At 61.2% G+C, this 12,535-nt stretch carries 10 protein-coding genes; 3 read left to right on the forward strand and 7 right to left on the reverse strand.

What is annotated here, in order from left to right; all coding sequences use genetic code 11:
* Positions 1–17 precede the first annotated feature (17 nt).
* From ACP3RB_RS00605 to ACP3RB_RS00625, 5 genes are all read right to left on the reverse strand, one after another.
* Entirely contained in the window at positions 18–1,934 is a 1,917-nt protein-coding gene (locus tag ACP3RB_RS00605) for a S8 family peptidase (RefSeq protein WP_426699144.1), read from the reverse strand.
* Between the two features lie 650 nt (positions 1,935–2,584).
* Positions 2,585–3,730 carry a phosphoribosylformylglycinamidine cyclo-ligase gene (gene purM / locus ACP3RB_RS00610; protein WP_005504604.1) on the reverse strand — a complete coding sequence of 382 codons (1,146 nt, stop codon included), beginning with the start codon at positions 3,728–3,730 and terminating at the stop codon, positions 2,585–2,587.
* Positions 3,730–5,481 carry an amidophosphoribosyltransferase gene (purF, locus tag ACP3RB_RS00615; RefSeq protein WP_426699145.1) on the reverse strand — a complete coding sequence of 584 codons (1,752 nt, stop codon included), beginning with the start codon at positions 5,479–5,481 and terminating at the stop codon, positions 3,730–3,732. The genes purM and purF overlap by 1 nt, the downstream gene beginning before the upstream one ends.
* Before the next feature lie 254 nt (positions 5,482–5,735).
* Positions 5,736–6,203, reverse strand: a complete 468-nt coding sequence (locus ACP3RB_RS00620) for a sterol carrier family protein (RefSeq protein ID WP_426699146.1) — start codon at positions 6,201–6,203, stop codon at positions 5,736–5,738.
* Positions 6,204–6,205: 2 nt separating this feature from the next.
* Entirely contained in the window at positions 6,206–7,363 is a 1,158-nt protein-coding gene (locus tag ACP3RB_RS00625; RefSeq protein ID WP_426699147.1) for an asparaginase, read from the reverse strand.
* Positions 7,364–7,624: 261 nt separating this feature from the next.
* Between ACP3RB_RS00625 and ACP3RB_RS00630 the strand changes: the two genes are divergently transcribed.
* The 3 genes from ACP3RB_RS00630 (at position 7,625) to ACP3RB_RS00640 (ending at position 10,503) form a co-directional block, all read left to right on the forward strand.
* Positions 7,625–7,966: a SemiSWEET family transporter gene (locus ACP3RB_RS00630; RefSeq protein WP_315294036.1), complete on the forward strand. Its 342-nt coding sequence runs from the start codon at positions 7,625–7,627 to the stop codon at positions 7,964–7,966.
* 151 nt (positions 7,967–8,117) lie between these two features.
* Positions 8,118–9,401 carry a phosphoribosylamine--glycine ligase gene (gene purD / locus ACP3RB_RS00635; protein ID WP_426699148.1) on the forward strand — a complete coding sequence of 428 codons (1,284 nt, stop codon included), beginning with the start codon at positions 8,118–8,120 and terminating at the stop codon, positions 9,399–9,401.
* 175 nt (positions 9,402–9,576) lie between these two features.
* Positions 9,577–10,503 (forward strand): phosphoribosylaminoimidazolesuccinocarboxamide synthase, encoded by a 927-nt coding sequence (locus ACP3RB_RS00640; protein WP_426699149.1) that lies wholly within the window; start codon positions 9,577–9,579, stop codon positions 10,501–10,503.
* Between the two features lie 96 nt (positions 10,504–10,599).
* On the opposite strand, the gene ACP3RB_RS00645 is transcribed toward ACP3RB_RS00640, so the two are convergent.
* The gene (locus tag ACP3RB_RS00645; RefSeq protein WP_426699150.1) at positions 10,600–11,757 is read right to left on the reverse strand and encodes an ABC transporter permease; all 1,158 of its coding nucleotides are present in this window, start codon (positions 11,755–11,757) and stop codon (positions 10,600–10,602) included.
* Positions 11,758–12,534: an ABC transporter ATP-binding protein gene (locus ACP3RB_RS00650; protein ID WP_426699151.1), complete on the reverse strand. Its 777-nt coding sequence runs from the start codon at positions 12,532–12,534 to the stop codon at positions 11,758–11,760.
* Position 12,535: the final 1 nt, after the last annotated feature.

Raw genomic sequence — 12,535 nt, forward strand, 5'->3', positions numbered from 1 at the left:
CGTCCGTAGCGGATAGCTTATTGTTCATTGACCTCGCGGGGCTTCTGCGCGGGGTTGGTGACCAGCGGCTCGTCCTGGGTGATGGGTTCGGCGTCACCGTTCAGGTCATAGACCTGGGCATCTTCGGGGATTTCCGTGGCGGGGGCGCCGGGAATCCGGTCGTCAGGAATCTGGCTGTGGGCATCGGTGCGGTTTTCCTCGGTGGTGGCTACGGCCCCGGTGTCGTCCGCAATCTTGGTGTTAGACGCTCCGGCGCTCAGACCCTTAGAAATGACCTTGCGCGGCCGCAGGAAGGTCACCTTACCATTCGCGTCCAGGTTTCCAGCTTGTTTAGCCAGTTTGAAGCTGTTGATAATGCCTCGTCCACAGAAGTACTTATCGCACTTGATGCGGTTCGTCCCCGTGAGAGTAAACGCCTCCTCGACCTGCTTGGTGGTCATGGAGGTGCCGTTGACCAGCTGCTGCGCCAGCAGAGCGGAGACATGAGGTGCCGCCATGGAAGTGCCGCTCTCGTAGTCGTAGCTGAACTTAGTGTAATCCGGGCGGTTGAGGCTTTTCATGGACAGGGTGAGAATGTCCTCACCCGGCGCCGAGATGTTAACCCTCGTGCCGTAGTTTGAGAATGACGCTCGCGTGCCAGCCTTGGTGGTTGCGCCAACCGTGATGACGCCCATGCAGTTGGCGGGCGCGTACTTGGAGGCTTCCGTGTTGCCGTTACCAGCCGCGGCGACCACGAGTGCGCCCTTGGAGCGGGCAATGTCGATCGCGCGCTGGTAAGCGGCGGGGCAGCGGGTCACAGTGCCGATAGACATGTTGATGATCTTGGCGGGGTAGGTGTTATCCGGTACGCCGTCAACGTGTCCGCCGGCTGCCCAGATGATGGCGTCGGCAATGTCGGAGGTGCGGCCACCGCATCGGCCCAGCACGCGCACGGGCTGCACGCGGGCGAGGTCGGCGGTACCAACCATGCCCATGCCGTTGTTGCCGCGGGCGCCGATAATGCCGGCAACGCTGGTGCCGTGCCAGGTGGAGATGTGGGCGTTCGCCTGATCCTTACAGAGGTTGTAGGGCGCGTAGTCGCCTTCATCCCTGGGATTGGGGTCGCGGCCGTCGCCGTCGCGGGCACTGAGCGGGTCGCTGACGAAGTCGTAGCCGTTCGCCATGCCGGTGACCAGGTCGGGGTGCGGTACGTAGCCGGTGTCGAGTACGGCGACCTTCACGTATGCGCCGCGGCGCAGGCGTGCGTTACCGGTGTTCTGAACGCCGGTGGTGGGGTTGGTGAGGTTCCACTGCTTGCTGTACTGCGGGTCGTTGTACTGGAAGGTGATGTCGCCTTCTGCGGCGGGGTAGTTGATGTAGTCGGGTTCGACGGAAGCTACGTCCGGGTCGGAGGCGACCTTCGCCATGAACTCCTTCGCCTCATTTTTGTTGAGGGTTTTGGAGGTTTGGATGACGGCGTCATTGGTGGAGGTACTGCGCAGGGTTTGGGTGTCGATGTTCAGAGATTCACTGGCAATATCAACGGTGTCTTTAACGTCATTAGCAATGTCTTGGATTGCATCCCGATTGCCTTCGTTCTGCTGCTTACGCTGCTTGGCTTCGTCGGTGTAGGTGACGATGAAGCGGTCGAACTTCTGCTGGGGGAGCGTACCTGGAGCAGGCGCGGTGGGGGTGTTAGGGCGTGCTGCGCCATTGCGCATCAGATTGAGGGGGCTGACGGGCCCTTCGATTTGGGGTGCCGCCTGGGCTGCTGCCAGGATGGCTTCGTCGCTGGGTGCCTGCGCGAGGACGGCGGGCAGGTCGCCTCCGAAGAGGAGTGCGCCGGCGGTGAGCAGGCTCATGGCTGCGTGTGCGGGGCGCGTGCGGCGACGGTTATCGGGGTAGTGGCGAGGAGGTGTTTCAGCGCGGCATGCGCCGATGTATGGAAGCCCCATCTGGTTCTCCTGATGTAGGTGGTATACGGACTGCGTGATGTGTACTGCTGTCTCCGTCTGTAGGTGCACAAGGTGCGTATGGAGTTTTTACTGGGCGGCAAAAGGGGCCTGTTTTTGGGCGCGCTGAAGTAATGAATGGGGTGAGGGAATAGCGTTTATTTGACCCTTTTTCGTCCCGGAAGAACTCATTTTGGACGGTGTGCAACGTACATTTCTAAGGTATCACTTCAGGGTGAGCTTTAGGGATTTTTAAGGCAGTTTTCTTGGGTTAATGTGCATAAAATCAACCCATACAGGCTGAATAGTGCCTAATCATTAAGGGTTTATGTAAGTGAAACTTGAATGTTTAGGTATGCGAGGTGAGCTACGTGGTGCCCTTGGAAAGTGGGGTGATAAGTAGATGTTTTAACACTGTGGTGTAAGCACTGAAATGCATTAAAAATGTGGTTGATATTAAAAGATAAAAACCAACCGAAATGTGCGTGAAAATAAATAAAAACCTGGTGGCACTCATAGCTGGCAGTGCTGACAGCACACCCTGCCGGTAGGCACACAAAAGACCGGGGCGGCCACCGCATGGTGACCGCCCCGGCCCATCGAATCATCAGCACCAGCAAACTAGCGCTCGCTGTCTACTGGAGAAAGCCTCCTTAGGAAGCGTAGGAGCCCAGCAGGCGAACCGCGCCGCCGTCCACGCCCTTAGCGCCCTGAACGTAATCGGGGTTGTTAGCCTCGGGCTCGCCGGCGGCAACAACGTCACCCATAATCCAGGAGGGGATGCCGCGGTCGTTCAGGCGCTTGGTAGCAGCCTCAGCCACGGAGGGGTCAACGATAGCAATCATGCCCACGCCCAGGTTCAGGGTGCGCTCCAGGTCGGCAAGGGGCACGTTGCCCAGCGAACCGATTAGGGAGAAGATTGCGGGAATCTGCCAGGTGGAGCGGTCCACGCGGCCCTCCAGGCCCTGGGGCAGAACGCGAGCCAGGTTAGCAGCCAGGCCGCCGCCGGTCACGTGGGAGAAGCCGCGCACACCGCTGCCGGTGGTGCCGTCTTCGCCGTTGACGGGGAATGCTGCCGCCAAATCCAGGCAGTCTGCCGCGTACACGCGGGTGGGTTCGAGCAGTTCTTCACCGATGGTGCGGCCCAGCTCGTCCACCTGGCGCTCCAGGCCCCAGCCGGCAACGTTCAGGACCTTGCGGACCAGGGAGTAGCCGTTGGAGTGAATACCGGAGGACGCCATAGCGATCAGCACGTCGCCCTCACGCACGCGCTCGGGGCCGAGCAGCTCGTCTGCCTCAACCAGACCGGTTGCTGCGCCCGCAACGTCGTACTCGTCCTCTGCGAGCAGGCCGGGGTGCTCAGCGGTTTCGCCGCCGACCAGTGCGGTACCAGCCTGTGCACATGCGCCAGCGATACCGCGCACAATGTCAGCGATACGTTCGGGAACGACCTTGCCGGTGGCAATGTAGTCGGTCATGAACAGCGGCTTCGCACCGCACACGACAATGTCGTCCACGACCATGCCGACCAGGTCGTAACCGATGGTGTCGTGAATATCCAGTGCCTGCGCAATAGCGACCTTGGTGCCCACACCGTCGGTGGAGGTAGCCAGGTAGGGCTTGCGGTACTTGACGAGCTCGGAGACGTCGTACAGGCCCGCGAAGCCGCCCACGCCACCAACGACGGAGGAGTTGTGGGTCGCCTTGATAGCGCCCTTCATCAGCTCAACGGCGCGATCGCCAGCCTCTACGTCAACACCTGCGCTTGCGTAGGTTACGGTGGTGGTGTTCTCGCTCATTAGGATTCCTTCGGGGTAGTGGTAGCGGAGGAGTTTGCGGGGGTGCGGTCCTGCTCGGTGAGCAGTGCCTCGAGGTCGGCGTCGGGGCCGGGGTTGCACATGCCCATACCGGCATCGTCTTCGGCAATCTGTACTGCGGAGGGGTCGAACTTCGTTTCGAGAGTTTCGGTGCCTTCGCGGGTTTCAATGGAGACAGCCTCGGCGTGCTCGGGCTTGGAGGGAACGGGGCGTTCCACGGTCACCTCAGCAGCCTTACCGGCGAGGGGGCCGCCCTTGCCCTTCTCCTCGGAGTCGAAGAGGGACTTGCCGCGTCGTTCCTCGCTGGGCAGCTCAATCGGGTATTCGCCGGTGAAGCATGCGGTACACATGTTTTCGGCGGGCTGCTCGGTGGCTGCCATCATGCCGTCCTGGGAGATGAAGCCGAGAGAGTCGGCGCCCAGGGAGGAGGCGATTTCGTCCACGGACAGGCCGTTAGCGATCAGTTCCGCGCGGGAGGCGAAGTCAATACCGTAGAAGCAGGGCCACTTCACGGGCGGGGAGGAGATGCGCACGTGCACTTCCTTCGCGCCGGCTTCGCGGAGCATACGCACGAGGGCGCGCTGGGTGTTACCGCGAACAATGGAGTCGTCAATGACGACGAGGCGCTTGCCGGCAACCACGGACTTGAGCGGGTTCAGCTTCAGACGGATACCGAGCTGGCGAATCGTCTGCGAAGGCTGGATGAAGGTTCGACCCACGTAAGCGTTCTTGACCAGGCCGTTACCGTAAGGAATACCGGACTCTTCGGCGTAACCAATAGCGGCAGGAACACCGGATTCGGGGGTGGGCATGACCAGGTCAGCTTCAACAGCGTGCTCACGAGCGAGCTGACGGCCCATTTCCACGCGGGATTCGTAGACGCTACGGCCGGAGATGGTGGTGTCCGGGCGAGCGAGGTAAACGTACTCGAAGACGCAACCTGCGGGCTTAGCTTCTGCGAAGCGCTGGGAACGCAGACCGTTCTCGTCAATGGTGAGGAATTCGCCGGGCTCAACTTCACGCACGAAGGACGCGCCGACAATATCAAGTGCCGCGGTTTCGGATGCGACAACCCAGCCGCGCTCCAGGCGACCGAGTACGAGGGGGCGAACGCCCTGCGGGTCGCGTGCAGCGTAGAGGGTGTTCTCATCCATGAAGGTGAGGCAGAAAGCACCGCGCAGGGTCGGCAGCAGGTCGAGTGCTGCTTCTTCGAGGGAATCGAAATCGTGCTCCGCCAGCAGGGCGGTGACGAGTGCGGTGTCGGTGGTGTTGCCCTGGGCGAGTTCGCCGTGCTTGGGCGGCTTGCCGCCGTTCTTTTCGAGCACACGGTCGTAGAGATCAGCCGAGTTGGTGAGGTTACCGTTGTGCGCCAGGCAGAGCGTGCCGTGCGGGGTGGTACCGAGGGTGGGCTGTGCGTTAGCCCAGTGGGATGCGCCGGTGGTGGAGTATCGGGCATGGCCGATAGCGTGGTCGCCGGGCATGGAGCTGAGGGTGGCTTCGTCAAAGACCTGGGAGACGAGTCCCATATCTTTGTACACGTGGATACGTTTGCCGTTACTGGTTGCGATACCTGCTGATTCCTGGCCGCGGTGCTGGAGTGCGTACAGGCCGTAGTAGGTTAGCTTTGCCACGTCCTCGCCGGGAGCCCAGACGCCGAAGACGCCGCAGGCGTCCTTGGGGCCGTGGTCAATCGGATCGAGGTCGTGAGTGAGTTTTCCGTCGGGGCGAATCAATTCACTTCTTTTCGACGTTGGGACTGCGGATGCGTCTGCGCAGGCGCAAGATTGGGGCGTGTTGCCGCACTCACACCTGCCTGCGTGTGCCATAGCATACACCAGACCCTTAAAAGTGTACCGGGTTTCAGAGACGCTGTGGTGAAGGATACGCTAAATACCTCAGGATGGAACGCTAGAACGGGCAGCAAACACACCAAATCATGAAACTGCGTGGGCTTGTGGGCTCGTAGCCTGCGGGCTCGTAGCAAATTCTAGAAGAGCGGCAACAAGCCCGAAAGGTCACTGCGCTCGCCCGAGGCATCCAGCGCACCGGCACTCACCGCCTGCGCCCACGAACACGCACCCAGCACCAGCGCCGCCCACACGAGCGGGCGCGCTTCCACCACGGACGGGGGAGTGCCGCGCGTATGGCGAGGACCCGCCACGCACTGGGTCACGCCCAGCGGGGGTACGCGCACCTCCACACTATTGCCGGGGGCGAGGGTCGCCAGCTCCTCCAGGGTGAAACGCACGAAGGTTGCACGTACCGAGCGGGGGAGCGCGGCAAACGTCTGCTCCACCTCGGCACTGTTCAGCAGGTAGCTGTTCAGCAGGTACTCGCCTCGGGCATGCGAATCTGCGGGCTCGCCGGTTGCCGCACACTGCGCCTCAAAGAAGGCACGTACTTCGCAGACCGCCGCCATGCCCACTTCCTCGCTGGTCTTACGTCGAATCGCCACGACTAGTCCTCTTCCTGGGCGTTCTCTTCGGGGTCGCCGGGAGTCGGATCCTCGCGGGTGAAAAGCTCCGCATGTAAAAGCTCCGCATGTACGCGCAGCTCACCCACCACAACCGGCTCACTGTCCACGTAGCCGCCGGTCACCGGGCGAACCACCAGAGCGAGTAGGCGCTCGTATTCCTCGGCGCTCAGGTAGCCGCCAGCAACGAGAGCACGCAGAGCCACGGCGTACATGGCGCGGTGCGAACCGTCGCTCATCTTCACCACCACGGACGCGCCCGAACGCAGACCAATGCAGAGCACGCCCTCCGCGCCGCCCTTGACGATTGCATCCAGCTCTTCGCTGAGCACGGTGTCGGGGGAGCCGGGCGCCTGAATCAGCTCGGGGTAATCCACCATGGCGGTCGCGACCGTGGAGGCGCGCGCATCCGCCCCGAGGTTGCGGATTGCCGAGCCGAGGGTCGAGTAGGCGCGTGCGGCACCCAGCAGGGAGACGGCGTGCACGGGGGCGCCGCAGCCGTCAACGCCGATGGCGGCTACCGGCTCGCCGGTGAACGCCTCAATTTCTTCGGTAATGACCTGCTGCAGCGGGTGTGCGGGGTCGAGGTAGTTGTGCAGGGTCCAGTTCTGCGAGCCCTCTTCGAGGTCGCCGCGCTCAAGCTTGGCGGTGCATGCCCATAGGAACGCGGCGTGCTTGCCGGAGCAGGGATGCGCCAGGGCGGTAGCGGCGAGGTTTGCCTGAGTCATGGCCTGGCGTGCCTGCTGATCGGAGGGGAGCGTGGGCTTGAGCGCCAGGTGTGCCGGGGTGAGCGGGTTGGTTTCGGTGCTGCCCTGGGTGAGTACGTCCTGCACGGCGCGCATCTGCTCGAAGGTGCCGCGGTGTGAACCGCAGGCGATGGCGACCTGGGAGCCGCGCAGGGGCGCGCCCGCCTTCATGGATCCGATGGCCTGCAGGGGCTTGGCGGCGGAGCGCAGGTAGAAAGGCTCGTGAATATCACCGAGGGCTAGCTGCACATCGCCGTCGGGGCCCAGCAGGATGAGGCGGCCGCGGTGGCGTGCTTCAACAAGGTTGTTGCGGGTGAGCTGCGCGAGTTCTACGTCGAAGGCGCTGCTCTGGTGGGTGGCGTGGGAAATGGCCTGTGTGGTGGTGCTGTTGGTCATTCTTCTAGTTTAAACGGGGTGTGCGGCTTGACCCTATTCGCGCTCGGTGGCGCGGAGGTGAGCGTGGGGCTGGCATGCCCCGATATGCAGTCTGAGAACGGGCGTAATGCATCCGGTAGGAAATTGCTGCAGCCCAGGGACCCCTATATCTATGCGAAACTAGTTAGACGCGACCCGGTACGAGTATGCATCCTCAGCGCCCCTCACCTCCTCAACTTACTCTTGATTGGTGAGCGGCAAACCATGTAAAGGAGTACATCCATGGCAGAGCAGAACAACACCTCCGCAACCACCTCCGCACAGAGCACCTCCCCTAAGGGCGGTTTGAGCGCAGAATCTGAATTCCACGCAAAGTTCTTCCCCATCCTGGCTCGCGTTGCTTCTGTGACCGCAGTGCTCATGTACGTCTTCTACTTCCCGCAGATTATCGGTAACCTGAGCGGTCACAAGGGTGACTGGATTCAGCCTCTGGTCGCTGCTGTGAACTGCACCCTGTGGGTTCTGTACGGTCTGTGGCGCCCCAAGAAGGACGTCCCGATCATCATCGCGAACGCTCCCGGTATTGTCTTCGGTGGCCTGGCTGCTATTACCGCCCTCATCTAGTGCTTTAGCTTGATTCGGTAGCTTCAACTGCCGAGCTGTGCGGCTCTTCTCCCAGCGCGCATTCTTACGAATGTGCCGCTACATGAGAAGAGCCGCATTTTTAGTGTGCTCAGCTCACATTTTTGAGAGGGTACCGGGTACCCTAAATACTATGAAGGTTTTGGTACTGGGCCCCGGTGGCCGTGAACACGCTATTATCCGTGCGCTTCTGCGCGACCCTGAGGTGACTGAGGTGCACAGCGCCCCCGGCAACGCCGGTATTGCTCAGGATGTTCCCGTCCACGCAATTGATGCGAATGATCCCGCCCAGGCAACCGCCCTGGCACGCGAACTGAACGCCGACCTGGTCGTTATTGGCCCGGAGGCGCCGCTGGTCGCCGGTGTTTCTGACGCGTTGCGTGAGGCGGGTTTTGACGTTTTCGGCCCCTCCGCAGCTGCCGCTCAGCTGGAGGGCTCTAAGGCTTTCGCTAAGCAGGTCATGGAAGAGGCTTCCGTGCCGACCGCCCGCGCCTACGTGGCAACGAACGCCGCTGAGGCGCAGGCGGCACTGGACGAGTTCGGTGCACCCTACGTGGTCAAGGACGACGGCCTGGCTGCAGGTAAGGGCGTTGTGGTGACCGAGGACCGTGCTGCGGCACTGGAGCACGCGCAGGCATGCTTCAACGCTGGCGGCACTGTGGTCATCGAGGAGTTCCTGGACGGCCCCGAGGTGTCCCTCTTCGTCATCTCTGACGGTAAGAACGTTCTTCCCCTGTCTCCCGCGCAGGACTTCAAGCGCATTTTCGACAATGACGAGGGCCCGAACACCGGCGGTATGGGCGCCTACACCCCGCTTCCCTGGCTGCCCGAGGGCTTCGTGCAGGAGGTCGTGGAGAAGGTCGCACGCCCGACCGTTGCACGTATGGCTGAGCGCGGCACCCCGTTCGTGGGCGTGCTCTTCTGTGGCCTGGCCGTGACCAGCCGCGGCGTGCGCGTTATCGAGTTCAACGCCCGCTTTGGCGACCCCGAAACCCAGGCGGTTCTGGCGCGTCTGCGCACCCCGCTGGGTCAGCTGCTGCGTGCGGCTGCTCGCGGTGAAATTTCTGAGGGTACCGAGCTGGAGTGGGATCCCCGCACCGCCGTTGACGTGGTCATGGCTGCCGAGAACTACCCGGACACTCCCCGCAAGGGTGACGTCATTTCCGGTCTGGATGAGGCGAACGCTCTGGAGGGTGTGCACGTGATTCACGCGGGCACTGCCGCATCCGAGGAGGGCGTGCTGACCGCTGGCGGTCGTGTGTTGGCTGTTGTTGCTCTCGGTGACGACCTGGCTGCCGCCCGTAACGCCGCCTATGAAGGCGTTCGCGCTATCTCTTGGGCTGGCGCGCAGTACCGCACCGATATTGCGCTGAAGGCTGTGGAGAACCGCATCCAGATTCCCGCTCCGCGCGGCTAAAACCTTAGTGTGACCGGCTTCCCCGCTTGAGGGTGGGGAGCCGGTCGCTTCTTTGCCTCAAGATTGTGCTGTATTGGTGACTGCTTGGCACTATCGGGAGCCGTGCCTGTCGCGGTATTGTAATTACACAGACTTTTTGCATCCACATCACACCACCTCATCAGGAGAAATTCTCATGACTTCTCGTTCTAACCCCCTGGAAATCCCGGGCTGGACTCACATTTATTCCGGTAAGGTCCGCGACCTGTACGTTCCGAATGAGGAACGTTTTGACGCTACCGGCTTGACTGTCAATGATGACGCTGAGCTGCGTGCCGGTTCGGTTATGGTTGTCGCCTCGGACCGTATTAGCGCGTTTGACCGTATTCTGCCCACCGAAATCCCGGATAAGGGCAAGATTCTGACTCAGATGTCCCTGTGGTGGTTTGAGCAGCTTAAGCAGGTTCCGAACCACGTGCTGTCCACCGACGTGCCGGATGTTGTGGCTGGTCGCGCGATGATTTGCCGTTCGCTGAACATGTTCCCGGTGGAGTGCATTGTGCGCGGTTACCTGACTGGTTCGGGCTTGGCGGCGTATAACGAGACCGGTGAGATTGCTGGTGTGAAGCTGCCTGCGGGTCTGGTGGATGGTTCCCGCCTGGACACCCCGATTTTCACTCCGACCGGTAAGGCTGAGGTGGGTGAACATGATGAGCTGGTGACCCGTGAGGAGCTGTACGCTGAGGTGGGTCAGCCGGTGGGTGAGCGCCTGGAGGAGCTGAGCCTGAGCCTGTACACCACTGCGGAGAAGATCGCTCGTGAGCAGGGCATTATTCTGGCGGATACCAAGATGGAGTTCGGTACCGATTCGTACCGCGGCGAGATCACCCTGGGCGATGAGGTGCTGACCCCGGACTCTTCGCGTTTCTGGGATGCGACCCAGTACGAGCCGGGTCGTGCGCAGCCGAGCTTCGATAAGCAGTATGTGCGTGACTGGCTGCGTTCGCCGGAGTCGGGTTGGGATGGTTCGGATAATGTGCCGCACCTGCCTGAGGATGTTGTGGAGAAGACTCGTGCCCGTTACGTTGAGGCGTATGAGCGTCTGACCGGCACGAAGTTCTAAACTCAATATTTCGGGCCGAATAAGTCTTTGAGATAGCTAAAGGGCGGTGCCCCGGAAGGTCATTCTTCCGGGGCACCGCTCTTTAGTGCTGGGCACTTATTGCAGGAGCTCAAGCGGCTGAACCTTCGTTGCCGCGTAGGCGGGCAATGCACCCGCCACGATACCCACAGCCAAGCCGAGGAAAGGAATCCCTAGGATAAGGGGTGGCAGAGATAGTGCCCATCCGTTGAGAAGGCACACAACCCAGGAACCGAGAACACCGAGGATGAAGCCTCCAAGAGCGCCTAGGGCCCCGAGGAGGGCTGCCTCCGCCAGGAAGCTCACTGCCACATCTCGCCGTCCCAGCCCTAATGCACGGTTGATGCCGATTTCCCGGCGGCGTTCCCAGACCGAAATCTGCATAGTCATCACAATGCCGAAGCTTGTCGAGACGATAAGAACCACTAGGATGATGGTCGTAAGAGCTCGACTGTCCTTCGTCAAGGAAGCACGAAGAGTCACCGGTGAAGGTGGAATCTCAATGTTTGTATCAACGGGGGTGCGTTGCGGATCGAGCACCTGCTTGAGCTGTTCCGCGACCGTATCTGCACTTCCTGGATTCACGATGACGTCCATACCGCGTTGCAGGGTGTGGGCTTGCGGCAAGAAAGTGGAGGTGGTCGGCAGAATAAGAGCGCTACTGAGAGCAGCGTTTTTGCCACCGTCACGGATAATACCGAGCACATAGGCTCGCATTCCGTTGACCTCAATTATGTTCCGCCCGGGCTCAGCGCTGACCCCCAGCTCCTTTGCGAGGGCAACACCCAGATAGACGGTAGGCTCACCGGGGCGCTCGCGGGCAGGCTCCGAAAAGTGCCCTTCGACAATGTGCGCACCTCGTGCTTTCAAACCTGCCTCTGAAACGACTGCAAGGGGCGTTTGCTGGCCCTCATACCCCGGCCTGTTGACTTGTGGACGCGTTGTCTGCGTATCTACGGTGACTGTACCGGCAGCTTTAACCTCTGGAACTTGGTTAACGCGCCAGAGCAGTTCATCCTCCGGTATATCCCAGGTCTGCGGCTGGAGGCGCACACCGAGCCGGGTGGAATCGTAACTGGCCAGCTGAGAGCTTGTATTGAGCGCTGACGACTCGCTGACGCCCACCAGCATGATGATGGTGGTTGTTCCCGCGAGCATCGCCAGTACCGTGAGCAGGTTGCGGCGCCAACGGCGAACAACTGCAAGGAGAGCGTAGTGAAGGTTGTTCCTTAGCATCTATCCTCCCCTGACAACGGGTTCTATGAGCGTTTGGTGGGCCGGTTCTTCGGGACGAGTGAGTTCGGGGCTAACGAGCATCCCATCGACCATGTGTAGCTGCCGGTCGCAGCGAGCCGAGATATCGGGTTCATGGGTGATGATGACCAGGCTTTGCTTCTCCGCACGGCCGGCGAGGAGCAGATCCAACACCTTGTGAGAGTTTTCAGTATCGAGGTTTCCTGTAGGCTCATCGCACAGTAGGATACGCGGGGCGCAGGCTAACGCGCGCGCAACCGCGACTCGTTGCTGTTCACCACCGGACATATTGCGTGGAAGAACCTCCAAACGGTGCCCCAAACCCACCTGTTCGAGTGCCTGCAACGCACGCTGATGTGCCTGACGGCCCGGTACGCCGCGCATCCGGAGGGTATGGGCAATGTTCTCGGTGGCGTTCAGATGAGCGATAAGGTGGTACGCCTGAAAGACAAAAGCGATGTGCTCACGGCGTGCTACAGTTCGCTCGGTGTCGCTGGCGGTGCCCATGTTTTGGCCCAATATTTTCAGCTCACCTTCGGAGGGCTGATCGAGTAGCCCGATGATAGAGAGGAGCGTAGATTTTCCGCTTCCGGAGGCGCCGGTAATGGCCACTGATTCGCCTTCATGAATGCTGAGGGTCGCGTTTTTGAGCGCCCAGGTGGCGGGCGGGAAGAAACGCGCAATATTGTGGCACTCGATATTAGGTTTTGAGGCGGTAGCGCTTGCGGGGAAGGCGCGTTCTGTCTCGTGATGAGGCATT

Origin of the sequence: Rothia mucilaginosa, from assembly GCF_049990865.1 — a bacterium.
In the GTDB taxonomy this organism is placed as follows: Bacteria; Actinomycetota; Actinomycetes; order Actinomycetales; family Micrococcaceae; genus Rothia; species Rothia mucilaginosa_I.

Coding starts and splice junctions, on each gene's coding strand:
- ACP3RB_RS00605 (WP_426699144.1), bottom strand. CDS start 1,934: ATGGGGCTTCCATACATCGGCGCATGCCGCGCTGAAACACCTCCTCGC.
- purM (WP_005504604.1), bottom strand. CDS start 3,730: ATGAGCGAGAACACCACCACCGTAACCTACGCAAGCGCAGGTGTTGAC.
- ACP3RB_RS00625 (WP_426699147.1), bottom strand. CDS start 7,363: ATGACCAACAGCACCACCACACAGGCCATTTCCCACGCCACCCACCAG.
- ACP3RB_RS00630 (WP_315294036.1), top strand. CDS start 7,625: ATGGCAGAGCAGAACAACACCTCCGCAACCACCTCCGCACAGAGCACC.
- purD (WP_426699148.1), top strand. CDS start 8,118: ATGAAGGTTTTGGTACTGGGCCCCGGTGGCCGTGAACACGCTATTATC.
- ACP3RB_RS00640 (WP_426699149.1), top strand. CDS start 9,577: ATGACTTCTCGTTCTAACCCCCTGGAAATCCCGGGCTGGACTCACATT.
- ACP3RB_RS00645 (WP_426699150.1), bottom strand. CDS start 11,757: ATGCTAAGGAACAACCTTCACTACGCTCTCCTTGCAGTTGTTCGCCGT.
- ACP3RB_RS00650 (WP_426699151.1), bottom strand. CDS start 12,534: ATGCCTCATCACGAGACAGAACGCGCCTTCCCCGCAAGCGCTACCGCC.